The 23,554-nt window shown below is 65.1% G+C and carries 20 protein-coding genes; 5 read left to right on the top strand and 15 right to left on the bottom strand.

The genetic code is table 11. The features are described 5' to 3' along the window. Positions 1 to 25: 25 nt before the first annotated feature. The 10 genes from ACZ3HV_RS31025 to ACZ3HV_RS30980 form a co-directional block, all read right to left on the bottom strand. On the bottom strand, positions 26 to 373 hold the full coding sequence (locus tag ACZ3HV_RS31025) for a hypothetical protein (RefSeq protein ID WP_465689376.1): 348 nt from the start codon (positions 371 to 373) through the stop codon (positions 26 to 28). Positions 374 to 420: 47 nt separating this feature from the next. Further along, positions 421 to 750, bottom strand: coding sequence for a hypothetical protein (locus tag ACZ3HV_RS31020; RefSeq protein ID WP_465689374.1), 330 nt, complete (start codon positions 748 to 750; stop codon positions 421 to 423). Between the two features lie 133 nt (positions 751 to 883). Beyond that, a complete protein-coding gene (locus ACZ3HV_RS31015) occupies positions 884 to 1,648 on the bottom strand; it encodes a GntR family transcriptional regulator (protein ID WP_465689372.1) in 765 nt (254 codons plus the stop codon). Positions 1,649 to 1,719: 71 nt separating this feature from the next. Beyond that, positions 1,720 to 1,911 carry a hypothetical protein gene (locus tag ACZ3HV_RS31010; protein ID WP_465689370.1) on the bottom strand — a complete coding sequence of 64 codons (192 nt, stop codon included), beginning with the start codon at positions 1,909 to 1,911 and terminating at the stop codon, positions 1,720 to 1,722. A 2-nt stretch (positions 1,912 to 1,913) separates the two neighbouring features. Beyond that, the gene (locus tag ACZ3HV_RS31005) at positions 1,914 to 2,756 is read right to left on the bottom strand and encodes a phosphoribosylaminoimidazolesuccinocarboxamide synthase (protein WP_465689368.1); all 843 of its coding nucleotides are present in this window, start codon (positions 2,754 to 2,756) and stop codon (positions 1,914 to 1,916) included. Positions 2,757 to 2,994: 238 nt separating this feature from the next. Continuing rightward, complete coding sequence (locus ACZ3HV_RS31000; RefSeq protein ID WP_465689366.1) at positions 2,995 to 4,710, bottom strand: tetratricopeptide repeat protein; 1,716 nt, start codon at positions 4,708 to 4,710, stop codon at positions 2,995 to 2,997. 627 nt (positions 4,711 to 5,337) lie between these two features. Beyond that, positions 5,338 to 7,098, bottom strand: a complete 1,761-nt coding sequence (locus ACZ3HV_RS30995; RefSeq protein WP_465689806.1) for a P-loop ATPase, Sll1717 family — start codon at positions 7,096 to 7,098, stop codon at positions 5,338 to 5,340. Between the two features lie 1,292 nt (positions 7,099 to 8,390). Further along, the gene (locus ACZ3HV_RS30990) at positions 8,391 to 9,428 is read right to left on the bottom strand and encodes a DUF8094 domain-containing protein (protein ID WP_465689364.1); all 1,038 of its coding nucleotides are present in this window, start codon (positions 9,426 to 9,428) and stop codon (positions 8,391 to 8,393) included. A 361-nt stretch (positions 9,429 to 9,789) separates the two neighbouring features. Beyond that, positions 9,790 to 10,998 carry a GNAT family N-acetyltransferase gene (locus ACZ3HV_RS30985; RefSeq protein WP_465689363.1) on the bottom strand — a complete coding sequence of 403 codons (1,209 nt, stop codon included), beginning with the start codon at positions 10,996 to 10,998 and terminating at the stop codon, positions 9,790 to 9,792. Positions 10,999 to 11,044: 46 nt separating this feature from the next. After that, entirely contained in the window at positions 11,045 to 11,545 is a 501-nt protein-coding gene (locus ACZ3HV_RS30980) for a DinB family protein (RefSeq protein WP_465689361.1), read from the bottom strand. A 73-nt stretch (positions 11,546 to 11,618) separates the two neighbouring features. On the opposite strand from ACZ3HV_RS30980, the gene ACZ3HV_RS30975 reads away from it, so the two are divergent. From ACZ3HV_RS30975 to ACZ3HV_RS30965, 3 genes are all read left to right on the top strand, one after another. Next, a complete protein-coding gene (locus ACZ3HV_RS30975) occupies positions 11,619 to 12,368 on the top strand; it encodes a DUF4118 domain-containing protein (RefSeq protein WP_465689359.1) in 750 nt (249 codons plus the stop codon). A gap of 444 nt (positions 12,369 to 12,812) precedes the next feature. Next, complete coding sequence (locus ACZ3HV_RS30970) at positions 12,813 to 13,634, top strand: Bax inhibitor-1/YccA family protein (protein ID WP_465689357.1); 822 nt, start codon at positions 12,813 to 12,815, stop codon at positions 13,632 to 13,634. Positions 13,635 to 14,027: 393 nt separating this feature from the next. Beyond that, entirely contained in the window at positions 14,028 to 15,272 is a 1,245-nt protein-coding gene (locus tag ACZ3HV_RS30965; protein ID WP_465689355.1) for a VOC family protein, read from the top strand. A gap of 57 nt (positions 15,273 to 15,329) precedes the next feature. Here ACZ3HV_RS30965 and ACZ3HV_RS30960 read toward each other — a convergent pair whose 3' ends face one another. Beyond that, positions 15,330 to 15,560: a DUF4287 domain-containing protein gene (locus ACZ3HV_RS30960; protein WP_360362475.1), complete on the bottom strand. Its 231-nt coding sequence runs from the start codon at positions 15,558 to 15,560 to the stop codon at positions 15,330 to 15,332. A 166-nt stretch (positions 15,561 to 15,726) separates the two neighbouring features. Then, the gene (locus ACZ3HV_RS30955) at positions 15,727 to 16,755 is read right to left on the bottom strand and encodes an SGNH/GDSL hydrolase family protein (RefSeq protein WP_465689353.1); all 1,029 of its coding nucleotides are present in this window, start codon (positions 16,753 to 16,755) and stop codon (positions 15,727 to 15,729) included. 92 nt (positions 16,756 to 16,847) lie between these two features. Between ACZ3HV_RS30955 and ACZ3HV_RS30950 the strand changes: the two genes are divergently transcribed. Continuing rightward, entirely contained in the window at positions 16,848 to 18,221 is a 1,374-nt protein-coding gene (locus ACZ3HV_RS30950) for a cystathionine beta-synthase (protein WP_465689351.1), read from the top strand. A 249-nt stretch (positions 18,222 to 18,470) separates the two neighbouring features. Here ACZ3HV_RS30950 and ACZ3HV_RS30945 read toward each other — a convergent pair whose 3' ends face one another. Then, complete coding sequence (locus ACZ3HV_RS30945; protein WP_465689349.1) at positions 18,471 to 19,922, bottom strand: flavin-containing monooxygenase; 1,452 nt, start codon at positions 19,920 to 19,922, stop codon at positions 18,471 to 18,473. A gap of 35 nt (positions 19,923 to 19,957) precedes the next feature. Continuing rightward, positions 19,958 to 21,190: a lactate racemase domain-containing protein gene (locus ACZ3HV_RS30940; RefSeq protein ID WP_465689347.1), complete on the bottom strand. Its 1,233-nt coding sequence runs from the start codon at positions 21,188 to 21,190 to the stop codon at positions 19,958 to 19,960. A gap of 253 nt (positions 21,191 to 21,443) precedes the next feature. On the opposite strand from ACZ3HV_RS30940, the gene ACZ3HV_RS30935 reads away from it, so the two are divergent. Then, the gene (locus ACZ3HV_RS30935) at positions 21,444 to 22,823 is read left to right on the top strand and encodes an FAD-binding oxidoreductase (RefSeq protein ID WP_465689345.1); all 1,380 of its coding nucleotides are present in this window, start codon (positions 21,444 to 21,446) and stop codon (positions 22,821 to 22,823) included. Here ACZ3HV_RS30935 and ACZ3HV_RS30930 read toward each other — a convergent pair. After that, positions 22,789 to 23,553: a hypothetical protein gene (locus ACZ3HV_RS30930; RefSeq protein ID WP_465689343.1), complete on the bottom strand. Its 765-nt coding sequence runs from the start codon at positions 23,551 to 23,553 to the stop codon at positions 22,789 to 22,791. The two genes, ACZ3HV_RS30935 and ACZ3HV_RS30930, sit on opposite strands and share 35 nt — an antisense overlap. Position 23,554: the final 1 nt, after the last annotated feature.

The raw sequence follows: 23,554 nt of genomic DNA, 5'->3' as shown, positions 1-23,554 counted from the left end.
CCCTTTCGAGGGCCGTTCTTGGTTTCTAGCGGTTGTTGATGGGCGTTGACACGTAGGTGTCAGCCGCGGTGGCTTCATTCGAAGCCGACGTCCACACCAGCAGCGCGTAGTCGCGTGCGGCGTACAGATCACGACGCCGGTTTTCGGCCTCGCGGTACAGGTCCAACAGTTTCCAGAACGCGTCGGACGCGTAGACGGCAAGCACCTCGTGATGGTCGGTGACGACCGGTTCGGCAGCGTGAAGGCTGCGCACGAGGGCGGTTTCGAGGTACGTGAGTACCATCTCGATCTCGATGAGTTCGTTGCACTTGGCCACATACTCGGCCCGTGCCTGATTCGCTGTGACGGTTCGATGTTCCATCGGTTGCGACATGACTACCCCTAGCTGAGCAGTACACGAATCACGGGATCAGTGGAGAACTACTTGCTCGCACCCTGCGCGCCGAGGGTCTTGGCCCGGTACGCGACACCGTTCCGCCCATTGGTGGCCCACGGCATGGCCTCCAGCTCGACCGGCACGACAACAGCGCCAACGTTGACCTTCGGCATGGCATTGCCCGCCAGAGTCACGTTGATCACCTCGCCGCCCGTCTCGTCGAGCGCCATCACCTGAACCGACCAGAGCAGCTCGCCGGTGTTCCGATCCGTCTTCTGCCGACCCGGCCGGCCGTTCTGACCCGGCTCCGTCTTCTCCTCCGCTCCCCTGGTGACCGTGAACGTCTTGCCCGTGGTGTCGATGTTCAGCTTCATGAGGAATCGCCCCTTCTAGGCGTCCGACCCGCCCCCATTGAGCAGGTGTTCTAGTTCGAATACTAGAACACCAATCTCGAGCAGACAAGCACTAAGAGCGATTAGTTGATAACTGATTGTTGACGCTTAAGTGTCAACGCGAGACGCGAGTGGGGGAGTCGCCGAGTCGGCCCCGATAGGTCACGCGCCCGAAGGTGATGCTTTCGCCGTACTCCAGCACGTCGCCGGTGTCGTCGTAGATCCAGTTGCGGCCGACCATGATGAGGGCGCCCTCGTCCAGACCCAGCTTCTCAGCTTGCTCAGCGGTAGCGGCAGCCGGTTCGAACTGGTCCTGCCACGCATCGATCTCACGCTTGAGGATGTTCGCTATGTAGGCGAATGTGCCTTCTTTGATCCGCTCAGCGCTCAGCAGCAGAGGTGCCTTCTCGGCCAGATGACCTCGGTAGTACGACGTCGACGCAGAGGCCGGCTTATCGTCCGACCGATAGGTCGTCCGGACGCGGCGAATGACCGGAGCGCCGGGCTTCAGACCTAATGCGTCGGCAACCTGCTCTGACGCCTCAGTGATCACAGCCTCAGTGATCTTCGCGTAGCTCCCAGTGGGATAAATCTTGCCGGTACGCCGAGAATTGTCGACACGGTCGTTGGCAGCTCGTCCGCGCTCCTCCTCGGTCGTAACGATGCTGCCAACACCACGCTCGGGCTTGATGTACCCCTCAGCCCGCAGAGTCGACAATGCTCGCTGAGCGGTAGCGATAGCCACACCCCAGTCACGCATCAGCGAACGCACAGACGGCACCAAATCGCCAGCCTGCAACTCACCACTGGAGATCCGGGTGCGAATCTCGGTGGCAATCTGCTGATACGGCGGAGCGGGACGCTCCAGCTTCGGGGGCATGACCAGACCTCGACTTCTTGCAATCAGTGTTCTAGAACACCGCAAGCATAGACGGAACAGCGGGGAGCGGTCTAGTAATCGTCCCGCGCGTTGACCCGGTCGATACCGCCGTATCCAGTCGCGGCGACCGAGCGGGCAACCTCCACATCGTGAGGATCCGGCTCGACACCCTGCTCTTTGGCGGCGAGCAGGCGCTTGTGCACCTTCTGCAGCTCCAAGACCTCGCTGAGGCGAGCCTGTGCGATTTCATCCCATGTGGCCATCGTCAGTCCCACTTCAGACCGGTGATGCGCTCGTACATGGCAACGTAGCGAGACCGCGTCTCCTCAACGACCTCCGGCGGGATCTCGGGTCCGGGTGGGGTCTTGTCCCATGTGCCCAGATCACGCGCCCAGTCGCGGACGAACTGCTTGTCGTACGAGATCTGCCGCTGGCCCGGCTTCCAGTCCTCATCACGCCAGTACCGCGAGGAGTCCGAGGTCAGAACCTCGTCCGCCAGGACCAGGGTCCCGTCCTTGGCGAGACCGAACTCGAACTTCGTGTCCGCCAGGTGCACACCACGGTCCTTGGTGATCTCAGTGGCTCTTGCGAAGAGCTCGAGCGTCGTCTCCTCGAGCGTCTTGGCCAGCTCAGGGCCAACAGCCTGCGAGACCTCGTCGAAGGTCATCGGTTCGTCGTGCCCATCCTCGGGTGCCGTCTTCGTGGTCGGCGTGAATACCGGCTGCGGAAGCTTGTCACCCTCGCGGAGCCCCGGAGGGATCTCGACGCCAGAGATCTTGCCGGTCTCCCGGTACGCATCCCAGCCAAGGCCGGCCAGGTAGCCGCGGGCGATGCACTCGACCTGCACGATGTCGACCTGCTGACACCGGACAGCACGACCCTCGAATTCGGCCGGCACGTCGGTAGCCGAGATCACATGGTTCGGCATCACATCCGCCAACTGCTCGAACCACCACAGCGACAGACTCGTCAGCAACTTCCCCTTGTCAGGGACCGGCGTCGGCAGCACCACGTCATAGACCGACACCCGATCAGTCGCAACCAGGATCACCTCCCCCGGCCGATCGCTGTACACATCCCGAACCTTGCCCCGATGCAACAGCTCCATAGGACTGTTCTAGCACACCTGGCCTACGAGCGAAGAACCTCCCCGTATCTCAGGACGACCTTAGTACGGACCGTCAGATGCACCGTCCTGGCCGCGGCAAGTCCGTCTCGAGGCTGGAACCGGGACACAGCGCCTTTCCTCGGCCTGCAGGTTCTTTCGCGGACAGAGCGAGCGCACAAGAACGGCCACCGATCTCGCCGGATACTGAAAATCAAAGCCGCCATCTAACTGCAACTTCTCATTTCTCGTCACCGGCCGGCGCTTCCTTGCGCCCCAGTGATCGCAGATCGACTGCAAGTCCACGGATAGCCGCGATTCTTTCTTTTGCCGTGGGATCCAGTACGAACAGGAACCAAACCAATCCCCAGGTAACGCTAACTAACGCACCTCGACTTATAACATTCTTGTCTGAGCCAACAAGTGGCGCCACCAAGATATATATCAAGCCAGGCACGATTATTGCGATAGTGAACTTGGCTACACCGAGCAGTCGTAATTTTATTCCTCGGGCAGCAGCGGGTTGTGGTCTCCGATACGGAGCTGCTCGCCAGTTTTCAGTAGCGATCGCAACCAGTTGCTGATCCAAGATCTTCGTCAATCGGCTCCAACTTTGACCGGACGGCGAGATTACGAACGTCTTCATATGTCGAAACGATTCGGCGACGCCTTTGGACCAACTGGAGAGCGATGTCTGTGCGCTAGGATCATTAAGTGAAACCTCACGAGCAAAGTACCCCTCGATCACAGCGGCATCTCGCTCAAGCATCCGTATCCATCGGCGACGCATTTCCGGGTTATGCCGATGCTCGACGTTGCGCACCTCCCGAGAGAGGAATGAAATGCTTGCGATAACCCAACCCCGAGCATAGTGAATAAAAAATTGATTTGAGAGAATCCCGCCAATGACACTGATTACGAGATTGAAGAACAGCAAGAATGCAGCCATTATGGCGCCAAGCTTCAAAAGGAGCGCTAACGAGAAGAGGTCGCGCGGCGGAGGCTGCGAGTACAGGCGCTCAACGATCGTTGGAGAGAAATAGATTAGAATTGTTACCACAGCGGCAATAGTTATGCCACGCGCCCGAACTCCAAGCTGCTGGTACACCCATACCAACAACAAGAAAGCGGCCAGGATGGCACCTGTCCACAGGAACCGGGTCGTAGTCCGAACATCGGGGGTCTCGCTATAGAACTGTATGAGTCCCATGATGACTAACGGAGCGGTCGCCAAGAGAGCAAACTTCCGGGCCAACGATGACAAGAAGGAAATAGCAGTGCCGAGCAATTCAGTCTCGTCCAATAGCGCATTTAATCGATACCGTTGCGCACGCACACTGTAAGGTAATCTTGCGATGAGATCATACGACTCGTCTGGTAACCACAGTTGACTTTGAAACTTTCGTTCCAATCTCAACAAAACTTTGTCCAGCGTTGCCCGCAGAAGCCATTGGCCTATTTGGCCAAATCGCGACAAGGTAATGTTGTACTCGTCTACCTCAGTGCAAGCGGGCGGGCTTACCATCCGAGCATGGGCTGTGAGCCCGATTGCTTTGTAAACGCGAGATAAAGTTGCCTGGATTCTGCGATCGTCCTTCTTGTCGTGCGGGAGACGATCATAGACCATTAGCATCTGCCGATAGTTCCTTGCATGGAAAAGCAAGTCAAGCTTCTTGGCAATTGCAGCGGTGTCGTCGCCGTCGAGAATACACGCTTCATCAATGTAGTCGAGTGCATCGCCGAGGTGGTCCTGAGCTTGAGCAATTCGGGCCATCCAATAGCATGCCACCTGACGCATGCTATCTTGCTCCTGCAGTTCAGACGCAATAGACAAGGCAGCGTCATAGTCGTTCTCACCGAAGTGTCGCTCAAGCTCAGCGATCCTAGGTGCGTTCACCGAGCTACTAATGCCCACGACGTCTCCCGCCGCATCGTCAATCTGCAGTTGATCGCCCACTTGAACCCCTCCAGTCCACCAGATCTCTGCTGGTCTGCAGACGCTTGGCGACCCCCACACAACACGATAGCCGCCATGCTTGACCTAGGTATATGGGCACGGCGGAGCGTCCAACCTCGCCAGGCCAGTCAGGCCACTGGTCAATCCCGGAAGCTCTGTCGGTCGCACGCCGATCCACGAGACGATCTGACAAGTTTCTCTACGTCTTCAAGACGGCCCCTTCAGGGCCGAATGCGCGCCGCCACCGGAGGGCGGGCCACCTGCCCTCCACTCCGCTTCGCTCCGCTCCGAGCGCGGCCCTTGGCTTGGCGCGCACGTGCCAACAGGGTGCCGGGTCGAAGACAGCAGAACTCGCCATCAACGATCGACACCCTGTCGATGTACTGCTCGCCTCGGCGGCCGGCTACCCGCTCACGGCGACTGACGCGTTCCCGTCTGACCCGTAGGCTCCCGCATCGCCCCGCTAGCAATCATGGGACAGTGCGGTCCGGACCGGCATGCGTCAAGGGCGCCTGCGGCGTCGCAAGCGATCGAGCAAGCTCGACCCTTGACCCCCACCGGTCCGGACCTGAGGTCGGCAGCTATCGGGGCGATGCCGGGGGACTGCCGTGCGTTGACACGTAATCGTCAACCGACAGTAGTCTTTTCCTCTCCCCTGGGATATGGCTTCTTCGCAATATCCAGAGCCGGGTGGAAGGTGGGATGGATCATGAATCCCGTAGCTTGTCGCAAGTTCGTCAGATGGTCCGGAAATGTCGGGTCGTCGTAACTGAAAATTGCCGGCTCATCATACTCCTTCTCCGAAATAACCGCGCCGATGAAGCCGATGTTGTGCAGCAGGCGGATCAATGGCTGGTAGATCTCTACCCAATCGTCCCCTGAGGTAGAGGACCACAGCGGCTCAGTGAGCTCAGTTAACCAAACAACACCGGGAAAATCTGTGTCCGCCATCATCATGGCGCACTCATCGAGCCGCTCGGTGAGTGCGTCAACTTCTAGGACGTACGGAGATCTTCTAAAATGAGCGAAGATTTCATCGATTCCCGGATATGTTGGTTTCCATTCATCTCGGAGAGCCAAGAGGCGATTAACGGAGTAATCCTTCTCGGCCGTGGCGATAGCCTTCCAAGTCACCTTGCCTTGACTATTTGCATTGGCTAGACACCGGTTCATGAAGGAAATAGCGTCTCGAGGGCGCATCAAGGTCCGATTGATGATGTACCGGAACGGGTCACCCATAGTGTCATTTGCCCGCGGCAAGACATCGCGGACGGTTGAAATCTGAGACAGATCCTGTTGTGATGCTGCGGCGGCCACTCGCCCATCAAGCATGGCCCGAAGCTCTTCGCTCGACCATCTGATGACTTGGGTCAAGTCGCGGTACTTCTCTTCCTGGCCGCCTGAGCGACCAAAGTCTAACGCTTCGAAAATGTTGGTGCGCAGGGCAACCAGGACCTTGAGATTGTCGACACCTTTATTCAGATCGTAAGTTGCCCGGAAGAGGCAGCGGATCAGGTCGTTCGTTATCTTCTCGTCCGCCCAATCGCGGTCTAGATCATCGATCACGATATAGGTGTAGTTTTGCTCGGAGTCGAGAATGTTTTCGTTCAGAATGTCGATCATCTTGTTCAAGCGAGGCAGTTGTGTGGCGTTCACGACTCGCTGGAACACGCTGGCCAGCTCGACTCTCTCGGTCCTGGAAGCAGTGCCTGTTTCACCAATGCCGGCACTCAGGTTGGTGCCATTGGTTCCGATCTTGAGGCCAAGCTCGTCCTTAACCTGCGCCTCGAATTTGTCCGTGACCTCTCGGATGCGCATGTCGGCTTCGTTCCAGAATGTTCCTTCAAACTCCTCCATGTACGCCAGCGCTTCAAGCTTACTCTTGTCTTTCCGAATCTTCTCGCGGAGGTTGTTAAGGAAGCGCGCCTTGGCATCAGCGGAATCAACATTGTAGCGATGCCTAATCACCTCAACCACGAGGACATGCTTCCAGAGCGCAATGAAGAGTGGATCTGGACTCACACCCAAAGAGGTCAGTCTCTGCATGACATCGAGACCGGCCAAGTAGGTTAGAGAGAGATCTTCGGGATTTATATTGATGACGTGCTCGGCGTGCTGCTCCGCCAAGTGCTTGAAACACGCGGATTTGCCGCTTCCGGTGCGCCCGACAATGAAGCATTTGACGTGATCATGAGATTCTAGATCTGCATAGAGCAGGTTTTCGTAGAAGGCATCTCGCAGCAAGCTGTCGAATTCTGCCTGTTCTCCCCCCAACGACAGTTTGCGTCTCAGTACCTGTTTGTTATGTGACCCCACCAAGTCCCCCTCAGGCCTACGGTAGATGGCTCTGCCGCCAATCCGTGTAGCGCATTCGATCCAAGGGAGCATAGTGCGTGCAGCGCCGGATGACACGTACCTGTCAAAGCTGCCTGTTTCGCGAGGCGAACAAACCGGGAGGTCGGAGCACCGCAGGTCCACCAGACCGCCCACGCCGACCAGCAGTCGAGTGACGCAGCGAGGCTGACCAGTACTGTCTCTGTCGAGCCTACAGATCAAGCCGGGTGGTTGCAGTTCTGGTTGCAGTTCGGCCGCATTCAGTTTCGTTCGGACGAGTCGCGCTCGCGGGCAACCGTGACGGCGTGAACCCTTGCGGATCACTCTGGACAGCGGCAGGTCGAACTTAAACCTCGCGGCCTCACAGGCATACGGGTTCGAATCCCGTCCCGGGCACAAGACGCCGGTGTGGTCCGGCCAACGCGTGCTCCGCAGTCGCTCCCTCGTCGCGCCGCTCCTCGTCGCGTCAGCTACGCCCGCTCTCACCCACCCCCGGCTCATCGCCGGTGCATCCCATCCGGCTCTCGCCGGGTCCTCCGGCTTCGCCGGGTGTTGCCGGCTGCCGCTGGCGACCTGCGGGCTATCGCCCGCGTCTTTCGGGCTGCCGCCCGGTTGTACGCGCTGCCGCGCGATCAACCACCTCCGCGCCTCGCCATCTCCTGATGAGTAAGCCTGTTGCGATGAGACGCGGCAACGAAGACCGTCGTGTTCCAGGTGTCATGATGAGGCGGAAACTGCGAGACCAAACACGCTTCAGCCAGTCACCCCCCACTCACACCTGCAAGGCACACACAGGCTCGCATCCGGGCACCAGGCACAACATCTGACAAGCTTCTCCACGTCTTCAAGACGGGCCCTCGAGGGGCCCGAATGCGCGCCGCCACCGTAGGACCGGGGGAGCGGGGCAACCTTCGGCTCCTCGCCTGAGGACTCGTCGGCCCCGTCCCCCGTTGGCTTGGCGCGCACGCGCCAACCGGGTGCCGGTCGAAGACAGCAGAACTCGCCATCAACGATCGACACCCTGCCGATGCACCACTCACGCAAGGGGCGCGGTTACCCGCGGCCTCAGACCGGTGCAGTCTGCCGTCTGAGCCGTGGAACTGGGCTCCGCATCGCCCCGCTAGCAATCATGGGAAGTGCGGTCCGGACCGGCACGCCTCAAGGGCGCCGCCGGCGTCGCTCCGCGATCGAGCAAGCTCGCCCCTTGACCCGCACCGACCCGAACCTAATGGCGGCGGCTATCGGGGCGATGCGGAGAGACTGCCCGCGCAGCTTGACACGTAAGTGTCAGCGGTTGTGGAGGCAACCAGTCGTCGCCGAGCGAATCCCGCCCGGGACGCGACGCCTCAGCTTCCGCGGACCGACAGCGGAAACCAGCGACTCGCGAGGAGGCGCATCGTGCCCTTGCCCTTCGGGGGGATGTAGGCGACCAGTTCGTAGCGCTCCTGCCGAGTGATCGACGACGTGACCTCTGATGGCAACCCGAATCCCTGCTGCATGTCGCCCGCGGTCTCGGTATCCCACACCATGTTGGTGTCACCCTTGTTGCGATAGGAGTGCAGCAGGTCGAGCCCGAACCAGACGAGCGCACCGCCGGATTTCGTCCGCACGGCAAATACCGGGGTCGGGGCGGCAACGGCCCGGCTGGTCCCGGCCCAGTCGTTGCTCGTGTAGGCACTCCGGTTGTCGACGATTCTGCCGCGCACCGTCTGGAAGATGTCATCCTGCGCGAACCGTCTTGCGTACGGGCTCTTGCTGCCCTCGGTCACGGCGCTGGCCAAGACGGCGGCAACCTTGCCCGGTGCGGTCGCCAGGTGGGTGTCGCCTGCGGCCACGACCGCTGGAAAATCTGCAACGTCCACTCCGGGCGCGAGCGCACCGGTCGCCCTACTCGAGAATGGCGCGTAGGTCGCGCGCCACGGCGCACCGCTACGATCCTGGACGAAAAGCAGGAAGTCCCGTGTCGCGGGCTCCGAACCGCGGTCCGTCGCGGCCGTGAAAAACCACTTGGGATAGCCCGTGACCATCGGTGCCGCGCCCAGCGCTCCGACGTACTTGACCGGCGGGTAGCGCAAGTCGTTCTTCCGGTACACGCGGTACTGCGCACTGTGGATCTTCAGAGCCGATCCCGTCTCTATCTTCGCAGCTCGTGCCGGGTCCAGTTTTGTGTTCGCCTGGCCGATAGCCGACATGTACCGCTTTAGCACGTCCTCCGCTCCACGCGTGCTGATCGCGGGGGTCGGCTTCGGTCGGGCCGACGGGGACGGGGACGGCTTCGATGAGACGGTGGCAGCGCGATCTTCGGCGTCCTCCTGATCCCCGCCGCAGCCTGCCGTCGCAAACATGAGAGCAACGACCAGGGCGGTCGCCGGGGTCCAGCGCATTCGTCTCTCGCTTTCGTCGGAGTTGAAGCCGACCGATGATCTCGTCTCCTCGGCAGACGCGCCAAATCCTGCTCTCAGTAGCCGATGAATCGCACGTCCAGGCACGGCCGGTGTCTTCAACGTGTCTGACCGTGAAGCGCCACGGATCATGCTCGATCCCGCCGCAGACAACACAGACGTCTTCGCGCTCCCCGCGCACGAAGGGCCCGGCAAGCTGACCGCCGCTACGAACGGGTCCCGCTCCAGAGCCCGGCCGGCGGCCCGTACTTCGGCAAACTCGACCTGGCCTGAACGACACTCGACCCGTCAGCGGGGTCGAACGCGTGCGCCACCTGATCTGGCGCTGGAAGGAAGGCTGCCATCAGGCGGGTAAGCGGTAGACGGAGATGTGGGAGGGGGAGTCGGCGGTGAAGGGGGTGCCGGTCCAGTCGGCGTGGCGGGATTCGAGGGTCAGGCCGGCTAGTTGGGCCATGAGGTCCAGTTCGGGGGGCCAGATGTACCGGTGGGGGCTTCGGAAGAGTTGGGCTGAGGTGCCTTCGCCGAAGTGGACGTGGTGGGAGACGACGTGCTGGTTCAGTACGTCGTACGTGTCCAAGAGGATGTAGCCGGGATCGGCCACGCCGACGGTGGCGGGGATGCCGGGTGGGAGGCGGCGGAGTTCGGGGACCCAGAGTTCGATGACGAAGCGGCCGCCGGGGGAGAGGTGGCGGGCCGCGTTCCGGAAGCAGGCGACCTGCTCTTCCTGGGTCAGCAGGTTCGAGATCGTGTTGTAGACCAAGTACACAAGGGAGAACTCGCCGGGGACCCGCACCGCGGACATGTCGCCGACGGCGACCGGGATCGTGGCCTCGTCGGCCTTCGTGCGCAGCTGGGCGAGCATCGCGGTGGACATCTCGATCCCGCTGACCGGTACGCCGCGTTCGACCAGCGGTACGGCGACCCGCCCGGTGCCGATCGCGAACTCGAGCGCCCGCCCGTCGCCCGTGAGCTCGGCCAGTCGGTCGACCGTCGGCCCCAGCACCTCGGGGGCGAACATGCCGGCACCGGGGGTGTCGTAACGGCCGGCGGCGTCGGCGTTCCAGATCTCGTTCTGCCGTGCCGCGGCCGGTGCGAGCCAGCGGAGCTTGTCCTCGCCGCCGTCCTCGCCGATCTTGCGGAAGCCGAGGCGGTCGTACAGCCGGCGGGCGTTCGGGTTGTCCTGTTCCACCCCGAGATCCAGCGGTACGCCCGTACGAGCGGCTTCGGACTGCAGTTCCGTGATGATCGCCGTACCGATCCCGCGGTTCTGGACCGTGGGATGGAGCTGGATCCCGTTCAGCTGGATGGATTCCGCGGTGCGGTTGACCCGGAGGCGTCCGACCGGGCGGCCGTCGAGTTCGACCACGCTCAGGCTGGACGACTCGTCCTCGAGCAGGTCGCGGCGGTGCCACTCGGCGAACCCGGCGCGCCACGCATCCTCTTCGAAGTCGGCGTCCAGCCTGCCCTGGGCGCGGGTCGCTTCGAGCGTGACGTCGGTGAGGAAGTCGACATCGGCCGACGTGGCTGGGCGAAGACGGTATGGCTCTGTCATGGCACCCCAACCTAGGCGCGCGGGTCCGCGCCAGGCCACGGCTTTTCTACTCGCCGACCAACCCGTCGGTGCACTCGCGAAGCAGGTCGAGATGGCCGAGATGACGGGCCGTTTCCTCGATCAGGTGGGCGACGGCGTACCGCAGGGTGAAGGTCATGCCGTCCGAGCGGGCGCGGTCATCGAGCGACGCTGCCGCGACGATCTCGCGCGAGCGGGCGCATTCGGCCCGGTACGACGCCAGTACGCCGTCGACCGTGTCGCCGGGGGCGATCGGGAACCCGCCATGGGGGTCCTCCTCGGTCCACGGCCACGCCAGGTCGAGCCCTGCGAAGTCGATCGCGAACCAGAACCGCTCCACCGCGGTCAGGTGCTTGACGATGCCCGCCGGTGTCAGCGCGGACGGGTGGACCGGGCGGGCGAACGCCTGGGCCTCGGTCAGGCCGGTCAGTTTGAGCTCGATGGTCGAGCGGAGGAAGTCGAGCAGGCCGGTGAGCGTACTGCGTTCGTCGGCGTCCTCAGCGGGTCGGATGCGGGCGATTTCGGGCACTCGATCACGGTAGGCCCGATAGACCTCTGTGAGAAACGTTGATTGCCGGCGTCGGGTGAGGATCAATAGGAGTGTGGAGACCTACCGCAATCCGGTCCTGGCGGGTTCGCTGCTCGTACCCCCGGCCGTGTGTGCGCTGCTGACGCCGTTCCGCGACAACTTCGACAACGCGAACGCGGCTCTGCTGCTCGTCGTGGTGATCGTCGGCGTCGCGGCGTTCGGGATCCGGCTGGCCGGCGTACTGGCGGCGGTGTCGAGCGCGGTGTGGTTCGACTTCTTCCTGACCGTGCCGTACAACACGTTCACGATCAACAGCAGCGACGACGTCGAGCTGACCATCCTGCTGGTGCTGATCGGGGCCGCGGTCACGGAGATCGCGATCTGGGGCCGGAGGCAACAAGCCAAGGCGTCCCGGCATCGTGGGTACCTGGACGGGGTGATCACCACCTCGCAGGCGGTCGCGGCCGGCGGGTCCACGGATAACCTGATCGAGCAGGTGCGCGCGGAGCTGACCGCCGTACTGGGGATCGACGCGGCCAAGTTCGTTGCCGGGGACAAGCAAACGCAGGCGCCGCGGCTGAACGCGGACGGATCCGTGACCCGCGGCAGCCACGTCCTCAAGATCGAACGCGACGGACTGCCGACGAACTCCGAGATCGAGCTGGCCGTCCAGCACGCCGGCGAGACCCGCGGCCGCTTCCTGCTGATCGCCGCCGCCCACATCGCCCGCCCGGACCTCGAGCAACGCCTCGTCGCTGTCGCCCTGGCCGACCAGGTCGGCGCCGCCCTCTCCTCCCACGAGGCTCTGCACCCGCACCTCTGACCACCCCCTGATCCGGCCTGCGGGAGCACCGCGTCCTGGGTGGCCGCCGGTCCCGGGGGGGGGGGGGGGGGGGGGGGGGGGGGGGGGGGGGGGGGGGGGGGGGGGGGGGGGGGGGGGGGGGGGGAGAGGGGGGGGGGGGGGGGATCCCCCTCCCCCCCCCCCCCCCCCCCCCCCCCCCCCCCCTCCTCCCCCCCCCCCCCCCCTCCCTCCCCCCCCCCCCCCCTTCCTCCCCCCCCCCCCCCCCCCCCCCCCCCCGCCGGACCGTGATTTCCTTGCCTCCAAACGCCCGTACGACGTACTCGCATCGGGAAGCGATTGAGTTGTGCAACCGTTTGCCCAGCGGGGATTTCGGTTGGGGAACATCGGGTTGATTCTCAGATGTTGTTAAGGGTGGGACCGTAGTATCTCGATACGGCCCCGGATGTGGGTCACCAGGAGGATGACATGCAGAGCAGTAACCCGGTCCTGAACCGGTCGAGTGCGTTCGCGCCTGGCCACGGCCAGGCGTATCCGGGCGCCGCTCCGTACGGCCAGCCTGGACCGTACGGCTCCGGCGGTGTGCCGCCGCAGCAGTACCAAGGTGCTCCGGCCGGCAGCCGCCCGATGACGATGGACGACGTGATCGTCCGGACCGCCGCGACCCTGGCCGTCGTCACGGTTGTCGCCGCGATCGCCTGGAACACGATCCCCGACTCAGTCGTCACCCCCGCTTTCCTGGCCGGTGCCTTGCTGGCCTTCGTGCTCGGCCTGGTGCTGTCGTTCTCCCGCAAGGTGAACCCGGCGCTGGTGATGGTGTACGCCGCGGCCGAGGGTGTGTTCCTCGGGATCGGCAGCAAGTTCATCGCCAACTGGGTCGGTGACTCCGGCATCATCGTGCAGGCGGTGCTCGCGACGCTGGTGACGGCCGGTCTGACGCTGGCGACGTACAAGTACTTCGCGATCAAGGTGACGCCGCGATTCACCAAGATGGTGATCATCGCGACGATGGGCTTCGCCGGCGTGATCCTGATTAACTTCATCGCCAGCCTCTTCGGCTTCAACACCGGGATCGGCGGGTTCGGCGCGATGGGCCTGGTGTTCGCTGCGCTCGGTGCCGGCCTGGCGGTTTTCAACCTGATCCTCGACTTCGACATGATCGAGCGGGGAGTCGCGAACGGTGCCCCGCAGAACGAGGCCTGGCGGGCCGCATTCGGCCTGACCGTCACCCTCGTCTGGCTGTACTGGAACATCCTGCGCATCCTCGCCATCCTCCGCGGCGGCGACTGATCCCGCAGTAACCCGAAGGGCCGGCCCACCAGGGCCGGCCCTTCGGCGTTTCATGCGACAAGAGCGTGCTCGTCACCTCGGGCGGCCGCTGTCCGATCGGGCAGGCGGCGGCGGGGGGCGGCGGCTTGCGTGGGTTGGGACACCTTCAGGCGGGCTTGAACAAGCAATAACCTGTCCAAGCCCACCGGTTCCCACCCCAACCCACCACTTCCCGTCCCAGGCCCCCGCTGGCTGTTCAGCCCACCGGGTTCCGGTCGCAGCCCCCCGGTTGCTGTTCAGCCCACCGGTTCCTGTCGCAGCCCCCCGGTCGTTGTCCGGGGTCGCCAGTTCTGGTTGCGGCATGTTGGGACAATCCGGACGGGAAATGTCCGGATGTGGTTCTACGCTGACGGCATGACGCGACTGGCGGAAAGTGAGTTCGAGCAGGCGGATGGTGTGGGGGACTGGCGGGTGCTCGGGGCTGGGCTGAGTGCATGGTTCACGGCCGGGTCGCTGGGCGCCGGGGCGGAGCTGATCACACGCGTCGCGGAGCTGACGGGTGGGAAGTGGCTGCCGGATGTGGATCTGCGCGCCAGTGGCGTGCACGTCCGGATTGGCGCGTCAGAGCCGGCGGGTTTCGGCGAGAATGACGTCGAGCTGGCCCGCACGGTCTCGGCGGCGGCGCGGGAGCTGGGTTTGGTGGCGGATCCGGCCGCGCTGCAGATCCTGCGGCTGGCGATCGATGTCGTCGACCAGCCCGAGGTGATGTCCTTCTGGCGTACGACGTTCGCCTACGAGCCGATCGGTGACAACGCGCTCGCAGACCCGTTGCACCGGGATCCGGCGATCTCGTTCCACTCCACGGATCAGCTACGGCCATTGCGGAATCGGATCCATGTTGATGTGTGCCGGGGCGCCGAAACGGTGGACGAGGTCAAGGCCACCCTCTCCCAAGAGGCGTACGGCGCCTACGGCCTCACGCTCGCCGATGCAGAAGGAAATGAGATCGATCTGGTCCCGGGGGATGGGCTGCCGGATGCGGCGGACTGGCGGACGCAGTTCGGGGCGATGACCTTCTACCCGACGGCATCGCCCGTACAGGCGAGCAGTCTCGCCGCAGCCGTCGCCAGGTTGGCCGACGACGCGGACGAGCCCGTCCTGGTGGATCTGCGACCGGACGGCGTCACGATCGACGGCGCGAAGGACCAGTGGGAGGTCGACGGCGTGGCCCGGCCGGAATTCGTGGAGCTCGCCGGTCGGATCCAGGCAGGAGCCCACAACCTTGGCCTGACGGCGGACCCCACGCGGCTGAGGTTCGTGCAGCTCGGCATCGACGCTGTCGATGTCCCCACGGTACGAGCGTTCTGGAAAGCGTTGCTCGGCTACCGGCCCGACCCGCGCACCGACCTGACCGACATCTACGACCCGCGCCGGCTCAACCCGGTCATCATGTTCCAGGAGATGGACGCCTCGGACGAGGACCGCCGCAAGCAGCGCAACCGGATCCACGTCGACCTCGACGTACCGCACGACCAACTGAAGGCCCGCATCGACACCGCGCTCGCAGGTGGTGGACGACTCGTGACCGAGACCCCGCAGCAGTGTCTGCTCACCGACCCGGAGGGCCTCGAGATCAGGCTCATCACCCAGGAAACATGAAGACCTGCCCCTCCACCTGAAAGGGCAGGTCTTCTGTAAGTTCGCTCCTGTTCGGGATCAGCCCATTCGCCGGTGCGCTCTGACCAGGTCGTACTCGTGAACGATGGCGGTTGCGTGCCCGTGCGCGAGGGCGTACTCGCTGGAAAGCCATCTCACTCTGTCGTCGAAGCGCAGGAACGACGGTCCGTCGTTCATCAGCTGGAACCACTCGGTCATCTCACGTCCGGTGCACCTGGGCACCCTCTCCACCAGACGCTGATGCGTCTCCTCGGAGTGGCTCAAGCCCATCTTCGCCTCCCGTCATCGGGGTAATGCGTAGTTATCGACTGTGCACCACAAAGATGCCCACAAGCAAGACTTTCGTCATGAATGTCCCCGCTCAGCGGACGCACGAAAACGTCGCGACCCGACCAGAGCCGTCGCCGTACGGCGGAACGCCGCGAAGGTGACGTTGTCAGTTGCCGACCGGGACGGCGTCGGCCGTCTCGGTGCTCTCCTCGTCGACCCGCTCGACATCGACCTCCGGGTGCCGGCGGCGGTGCCGGAGGGCGGCCCAGCGACCGCGTGGCCCGCGCTCGCGACCGGCGACCTCGGTGGCCGCGACCTCGGTCCCGGCGGTCCGGGCGGCCTGGACGGCGGCCTCGGCGATCGGCAGGATCGCCTCGCCCCGGAACGACTCCGGGTGCACGAACGACTCCGGTCCGACCCCCATCGCGGCCGCTACCGAGGGCAGCAGTGCGGCGGAGGCCGCGGCGTACCCGGTGGCTGATGGGTGGAAGTTGTCCCGGCCCCACATCGTCGGGTCGGTCCGGAACACCTTGCCGAGCAGCGACCCGAGCGACACAGATCGGCCGCCTGCCTCGACCACTGCGATGGTCTGAGCGGCGGCCAGCCGCTGGCTCCAGGACCGGGCGACCTGCCGCAGCGGCGGCATGATCGACCGGACCGCGCCGAGGTCCGGGCAGGTCCCCACCACCACCTCACAGTGCGCGGCCCGCAACCTGCGGACCGCGGCCGACAGCAGCCGGACCGAGGTCGAGGGCGGCATCTTGGCCTTCACGTCGTTGACGCCGATCAGGATCACCGCGACATGTGGCCCCGCCTGCAGCGCGGCGTCCACCTGCGCGGCGAGGTCGGTCGACTTCGCACCGGTCTTCGCCACATCGACCAGCCGCACCGGCCGTCTGGCCAGCTCAGCCAGCCCGGAGGCGAGCAGAACCCCGGGTGTCTCGTCCGGCGACTCGGTGCCGTACCCGGCGGCACTGGAGTCGCCGAGCATGGCGAACGTGATCGGATGTCCTGGATAGCGGCCGTACAGGCCGTCGCCCGGAGTCGGGTAGTAGCGCGTCGGTCCGATCACGCGCTTCGCATACTCCGCCTCAGCGGTGAGCACGCCGTACAACGTGGCACCGATGAGGCCGAGTCCCCCGCCCCCAAAAGCTGCGGCCTGGGCCAGTCGCTTCGCGGCCCTGGCTCTACTCATGAGTCAAGGATTACACGCTGTGACGACAACGCAAGTGAAATAGGGATAGGACGCGCCTGAAGTTCCAGAGAACCGAGCACTACAGTAAAGACGTGCGCTACGCAGACTCTCTCCTGGACCTGGTCGGCAACACCCCGCTCGTGAAGCTGGGCAGGACGACCGACGGTGCCAAGCCGCTCGTGCTCGCCAAGGTCGAGTACTTCAACCCCGGCGGCTCGGTGAAGGACCGGATCGCGGTCCGGATGATCGAGGCCGCGGAGGCCTCCGGCGAGCTCAAGCCCGGCGGCACGATCGTCGAGCCGACGTCCGGCAACACCGGCGTCGGACTGGCGATGGTGGCCCAGCAGAAGGGCTACAAGTGCGTCTTCGTATGCCCGGACAAGGTCAGTGAGGACAAGCGCAACGTGCTCAAGGCGTACGGCGCCGAGGTCGTGGTCTGCCCGACCGCGGTGGCCCCCGAGCACCCCGACTCGTACTACAACGTCTCCGACCGCCTGGTCCGTGAGATCGAGGGCGCCTGGAAGCCGAACCAGTACGCCAACCAGAACAACCCCCGCTCCCACTACGAGACCACCGGTCCGGAGCTGTGGGAGCAGACCGAGGGCAAGATCACCCACTTCGTCGCGGGCGTCGGTACGGGCGGCACGATCAGCGGCACCGGCAAGTACCTCAAAGAGGTCTCCGGCGGGAAGGTGCAGATCATCGGCGCCGACCCCGAGGGCTCGGTGTACTCCGGCGGCACCGGCCGGCCGTACCTGGTCGAGGGCGTCGGTGAGGACTTCTGGCCGGAGACCTACGACAAGGACATCTGCGACCGCGTCATCGAGGTCTCGGACGCGGACTCGTTCGCGCTGACCCGGCGGCTGGCGCGCGAGGAGGCCATGCTGGTCGGCGGTTCCGCGGGCATGGCCGCGGCGGCCGCGATCCGGTTGGCGCACGAGCTCGATGACCCCGAAGCCGTCATCGTCGTACTGCTGCCGGACGGCGGCCGCGGCTACCTGACCAAGGTCTTCAACGACGACTGGCTGGCGCAGTACGGCTTCCTCGCGCACGCCCGGCAGGGCGCGACGCTCGGTGACATCCTGGCCGGCAAGGACGGCAGCCTGCCGCCGCTGGTGCACACCCACCCGCACGAAACGGTCGCCGAGGCGGTCGCGATCCTGCGCGAGTACGGCGTCTCCCAGATGCCGGTCGTCCGGGCCGAGCCGCCGGTGATGGCGGCCGAGGTGGCCGGCGCGGTGTCGGAGCGGACGTTGATGGACGCCCTGTACACCGGCAAGGCGCGGCTGGCCGACATGGTCGAGCAGCACATGGACCCGGCACTGCCGTCCCTGGGCGCCGGCGAACCGGTCACCAAGGCGGTCGAGCTGCTCGAGGGTCGCGACGCCCTGATGGTGCTGGACGACGGCAAGCCGGTGGGCGTTCTGACCCGGCAGGACCTGTTGGTCCATCTGTCCGCCGGCTGACTTCCCCTGTGGGGAAGACTTATCGGTCGACGACCGAGGGCACGATGGCGAGCAGGACCATGACCACGATGCCGATCACGATGGCTGCCGCTCCAGCGATCTGAAGGATTTCCATACCTCAAGAATCCTTCAGCGCGGGCCTGTGGACATCGGCCCGAGGACCGGTCTTACCTTCATCCCAAGGTCGTACGCCGCCATCCCCGCACTCCTACTTCGGGAGTGCGGGCCATCCCCTAAGGGACGCTGTCCCTAATGGACCAGCACGAAGTCCGACGGATCCAGTCGTCGCGTACGGCGCCAGTACGAGAGCGTCCACTCCGGCCAGATCGTCGAGTTGCGCCCGGACGCATCCATGTACCAGCTGCTGCAGCCCGACTGCCAGACCGTGTCTCCGAGCTCACCCTGGATCCCGTCCACGAACCGCTCCTGGGCGTCCGCGCGGACCTCGACGTACGACGCTCCGCGCCGCCGCAGCATGTGCAACGCCTGCATCACGTAGCGGACCTGGGCCTCGATCATGAACACCATCGACGAGTGGCCGAGGACCGTGTTCGGGCCGACCAGCAGGAACAGGTTCGGGTAGCCGGCGACCGTGATGCCGAGGTGGGCGCCGATGCCGTTGCGCTTCCAGTGGTCGGCCAGATCCACGCCGTCCTTGCCCAGGATCGGCATCCGGGTCAGGTTGGCCGACACCTCGAACCCGGTGCCCAGTACGAGCGTGTCGCACGCCCGCTCGGTCCCGTCCGTGGTGACCACACCGGTCGGCGTGACCCGCGCGATCGGGGTGGTCACGATGTCCACGTTCGGCCGGGCTAGCGCGGGATAGTAGTCGTTCGAGAGCAGGATCCGCTTGCAGCCGATCTGGTAGTCCGGGGTCAGCTTGGCGCGCAGTTCGGGATCGGTGACCTGCTTGCGGAGGTGGTGTTTCGCCTGGACCTCGAGGCCTTTCATCAGCTTCGGATTGCCCGCGAAGCCGGCGCCGCGGCCCTCGAGCCCCCAGTAGATGACGTTGCGGATCGCCCGCTGACCCGCCGGGAACCGCTCGTGCAGCCGGCGCTCCCAGTGTCCGATCGAGCGGTCCGGCTTCGGCGTGATCCACGGTGGCGTCCGCTGGTACACATCGAGCTGCGCGACCTCCGGGGCGATCGCCGGGACGAACTGGATCGCCGACGCCCCGGTCCCGATCACCGCGACGTTCCGCCCGCGCAGGTCCTGGGAGTGATCCCACTGAGCGGAGTGGAACGTCGTACCGGCGAAGGAGTCCAGGCCCGGGAGGTCCGGGAGCTTGGGTTGGTGCAAGCTGCCGACTCCGGCGACCAGGGCCTGGGTCTCGATCGTCTCGGTGTCGTTCACGGTCACGGTCCACTGACCGGTCGCCTCGTCGAACACCGCCTCGGTGACCTCGGCGCCGTACCGGATCTTGTCCGCGATCCCGTACTTGTCCGCGCAGTGCCGCAGGTAGGCGAGGATCTCGTCCCACGGCGCGAACATCCGCTGCCAGTGCGGGTTCTGCTCGAACGAGAACGAGTAGAGGTACGACGGGATGTCGCACGCGCAGCCTGGATAGGTGTTGTCCCGCCAGGTGCCGCCGAGGTCGTCCGCCTTCTCCAGGATGACGAAGTCCTCACAGCCGGCCTGCCGCAGCTTGATCCCCATGCACAACCCGGCGAACCCGGACCCGATGATCACGACCTCACTCATGTCTGCCGAGGTTACCGGCGGGTCACTCTGTGAGGCTAGTGCTTCAGGCGGTGCAGGATCTCGCCGGCGTTCGGCACCACCAGGGTGTCGGGGTCTTTCTCGTACTGCTCCAGGTCGACGTCGGCCGGATCCAGGTAGCCGAGGTTGGCCGCGCGTACGACGTCCTCCGGGATGCCGGTCGCGAGCGTGACCTGGACGCGGAGGTGCTCGCCGGTCGCGGGATCCCAGGTGCCGGCGCCGCGGAGATGGGTCGAGTGCGCGAGGACGCCCCAGTGCAGGTCGCGGAACCGCTCCCACTGGCCGATGAAGTAGTCGCGGCAGTGGTAGCCGATCTCCTCGATCTCCGGGTGCATCGCGGCCAGTTGGGTGACGTGCGGCGCGTAGAGGATCACCTCGCCGCCGTCCGCGACGATCGGCTCGACCTTGTAGAACCCCTTGGCCGCGGTCCAGATGTCGGCGTACCTTGGCGGCATCACCGAGACCACGCGCTGGACCGGGTGGTCGACGTACCGGACGTGGGTCTGGGCGGAGATCCCGGCGGCGGCCTCCCACGACGAGATCGTGTCGCCGAACGCGATCGCGTGCAGGGCGTCGGTGCCGGACTGCGCGACAACCGACAGCGCGAGCTTCTCGGCCGGGATCATCGCCGCTGCCTCGTCGATCAACGCCCGCACAGGTGTGGTGCCCGGCGTACCGATGATGTTCGCGCTGGTGATCAGGGCGCCGAGCCAGTGGCTCAGGTCGATGACCTCCTGGCCGGCGACACCGGGGAAGAAGTACTTGTTGCCGCCGGAGAAGCCGACCACCTCGTGCGGGAACACCGGGCCGACGACGAGCGCGACGTCGTGCTCGACCACGGCGCGGTTGAGCCGGACCGGGACCTCGTCGCGGAGCATCTCGTCGGAGATCTCGCCGACCCGGTCCGGGCTGATCGTGCCGAGGTCGGCGAAGGTGTCCGGCTTCCACCACTCGTGGTTGATCACGTTCGGGTAGTCGCCACCCAGGTGGGCGCTGAGCTGCTCGGCGGTCATCTCGGCATGGGTGCCTAGGGCAACCAGGATGGTGAGGCGGGAGACCCGGCCGTCGAGCGCGGTGTGGACTGCCTTCAGCAGCAGGGGCAGCGGGCAGCTGCGGGTGGCGTCCGGGACGATCACGCACACGCTGCGTCCCTCGAGCCCCGCGCCGGCCAGGGAGTCGGCGACGAAGCCGATCACCTGGTCCTCGGTCAGTACCTGTCCCGCCCCACCGATCACCGCCGTACTGGTCACGCTCCGACCCTACCGAGCAACGATCCGCGATCCCACCCCGCGACCCGATCCACCTTGGGCACGGGTCAACCAGATCCCGCCGCAAATCATGGTTGAACCGTGCTCAAGGATGCCGGGGGTGACCGGGTGGGAACCGTTGGTAGGGCGGGGGATTGGGGCATCGGGGGGTAAAGGGGCGAGGCGTTGACCGGGTGGGGCCGGCAGTGGACCATCGGTGGATCACCTGGGGGAGTGAGCAAGGGGGAGATCCACCATGGCCGAGACAATCGAGTGGTCGAGACCGCAGGGTTTCGGGGGCGTGCTGCTGCGGAACGGGGACGAGGGGTACGACGACGCCCGGACGGTTTTCAACGGGATGATCGACAAGCGGCCGGCGATGATCGCGCAGTGCGAGTCCGCGGCCGACGTCCAGGCGGCCGTGCGGCACGGCGTGGCCCAGGGACTCGAGATCGCGGTCCGGGGCGGCGGTCACGGGGTGGCCGGGACGGCGGTGACCGAGGGTGGTCTGGTCGTGGATCTGCGCCGAATGAACAGCGTCCAGGTCGACCCGTTCGCCAAGATCGCGCGGGTCGGCGGCGGTGCGACCTGGGGTGATTTCGACCGGGCCTGCCAGAAGGACCTGCTGGCGACGACCGGCGGACGGGCATCTACAACGGGGGTTGCCGGTCTGACGCTCGGTGGTGGATCGGGCTGGCTGGAGCGGAAGTTCGGGCTCGCCTGTGACTCGCTCATCTCGGTCGAGCTCGTCACCGCGGACGGGCGGTTGCTGATCGCGGACGAGACGAAGAACACCGAGTTGTTCTGGGCCCTGCACGGTGGTGGCGGGAACTTCGGTGTCGCGACCTCACTGACCTTCCACCTCCAGCAGTTGCCGACGACAACGTTGGCGTTGCTGATGTGGCCGGCGGCGATGGGTCCCGACGTACTCCGCGCGTACCGGGATCTGATCGAGGCGGGCGCCCCGGAGGATCTCGGGGGTGGCGTGATCTACCTGACCGGGCCGCCGGAGGAGTTCGTGCCCGCGCACCTGCAGGGGCAGCTGATCATTGGTGCGGCCGCGATCCTTGCCGGGAGCGAGGCGGACTTGCGCGAGGTGTTCGCGCCGCTGTTCGCGCTGGCCCCGGAGGCCGAGCTGGTCGCCGAGATGCCGTACGCCGACATCCAGTCGGCGCTCGATGATCCGCCGGGGTTCCGCAACTACTGGTCGGCGGAGCACCTGTCGTCGTTCCCCGATCCGGCGATCCAGGCGTTCAGTGACCGGTCGAAGGACATGATCACGCCGTCACCGTCGCAGCAGATCGCGGTGCCGTGGGGTGGTGCGGTCCTGCGTGGAGCTGACACGTGGCCGCTCCCGCACCGGCAGGCGGCATGGGTGATCCATCCGTTCGGGCTGTGGTCCGATCCGGCGGACGACGCGCGTGGGCGGCAGTGGTCGCGGGATGTGTGCATGGACCTCGAGGAGTGGGCGACCGGGTTCGTGTACCTGAACTTCATCGGCAACGAGGGGCAGAACCGGGTGATCGCCGGGTTCGGTGAGCAGAACTACCAGCGGCTGTCGCGGGTCAAGTGCGAGTACGACCCCGAGAACGTCTTCCACCTCAATCAGAATATTGAGCCGGGCTGGCCTTGCTAGCCGGCTGACGCGACCACTGCACGGCGACGACCGCCGCATAGGCGATCGCGCCCACCGGGACGGACCACAGCCGGAAGAACGGCAATTGGCCGGTGAGCGCGGTCGCCGCGAAAATCACGCCGAACACGGTGACTCCGGCGACCGCACCACGTCGCCTGCTGTCGAGCGTCGTACTGGGAAGTGGACCCATGTGCTGGTCCAGGACAACGCCGAGTGCGCTCAGGCCGGCGATCGACGCGATCGCGAAGAGGATCCCGCCGGGGAGTCCGCCGAAGATGATCGCTGCGGCGTTGAAGAACGTGAGTACGGCGACGACCACGCCGACATCGAGCGCACCGAAGGTCAGTTGGTTGATCATTCGGCGGCGCAGATTCACGCCGTCTGCTGTTGTGGTGACGCCGGGTTCGCCGGAGAACCTCTTGACTGTTTGCACTAGCCCGGTCACGAGCACGATCAGGATCAGTACGCCGACGATCGACAGCACCACGGATCGGGTCGTGGACATGTATTGGACGGGACCATTCCCGAAGTCGCAGCTCGCCGACGGCGGGAACCATCCGGTGTGGACCTCGGCGCCGCCGGTGTTGTCGTATCCGCCGACCTTCCGCGTGCAGGCCTCACTCGGGTCGTACGAGTCCGGCATGGACAGGGTCACCGCTGCCGTCCATCCCAATCCCAGAACCAGGCCTGACCCCAGCAACAACCCGGCCCGCCGCTTCACCCACTCCACC

The sequence above is a fragment of the Kribbella sp. NPDC020701 genome, from assembly GCF_055562215.1.
This window is presented reverse-complemented; position numbering and strand designations above follow the sequence as displayed.

Bases quoted from the DNA above. Each gene is read 5' to 3' on its own strand.
- ACZ3HV_RS31025 (WP_465689376.1), bottom strand. From the start codon at position 373: ATGTCGCAACCGATGGAACATCGAACCGTCACAGCGAATCAGGCACGG.
- ACZ3HV_RS31020 (WP_465689374.1), bottom strand. From the start codon at position 750: ATGAAGCTGAACATCGACACCACGGGCAAGACGTTCACGGTCACCAGG.
- ACZ3HV_RS31015 (WP_465689372.1), bottom strand. From the start codon at position 1,648: ATGCCCCCGAAGCTGGAGCGTCCCGCTCCGCCGTATCAGCAGATTGCC.
- ACZ3HV_RS31010 (WP_465689370.1), bottom strand. From the start codon at position 1,911: ATGGCCACATGGGATGAAATCGCACAGGCTCGCCTCAGCGAGGTCTTG.
- ACZ3HV_RS31005 (WP_465689368.1), bottom strand. From the start codon at position 2,756: ATGGAGCTGTTGCATCGGGGCAAGGTTCGGGATGTGTACAGCGATCGG.
- ACZ3HV_RS30995 (WP_465689806.1), bottom strand. From the start codon at position 7,098: ATGCTCCCTTGGATCGAATGCGCTACACGGATTGGCGGCAGAGCCATC.
- ACZ3HV_RS30990 (WP_465689364.1), bottom strand. From the start codon at position 9,428: ATGCGCTGGACCCCGGCGACCGCCCTGGTCGTTGCTCTCATGTTTGCG.
- ACZ3HV_RS30985 (WP_465689363.1), bottom strand. From the start codon at position 10,998: ATGACAGAGCCATACCGTCTTCGCCCAGCCACGTCGGCCGATGTCGAC.
- ACZ3HV_RS30970 (WP_465689357.1), top strand. From the start codon at position 12,813: ATGCAGAGCAGTAACCCGGTCCTGAACCGGTCGAGTGCGTTCGCGCCT.
- ACZ3HV_RS30965 (WP_465689355.1), top strand. From the start codon at position 14,028: ATGACGCGACTGGCGGAAAGTGAGTTCGAGCAGGCGGATGGTGTGGGG.
- ACZ3HV_RS30960 (WP_360362475.1), bottom strand. From the start codon at position 15,560: ATGGGCTTGAGCCACTCCGAGGAGACGCATCAGCGTCTGGTGGAGAGG.
- ACZ3HV_RS30955 (WP_465689353.1), bottom strand. From the start codon at position 16,755: ATGAGTAGAGCCAGGGCCGCGAAGCGACTGGCCCAGGCCGCAGCTTTT.
- ACZ3HV_RS30945 (WP_465689349.1), bottom strand. From the start codon at position 19,922: ATGAGTGAGGTCGTGATCATCGGGTCCGGGTTCGCCGGGTTGTGCATG.
- ACZ3HV_RS30935 (WP_465689345.1), top strand. From the start codon at position 21,444: ATGGCCGAGACAATCGAGTGGTCGAGACCGCAGGGTTTCGGGGGCGTG.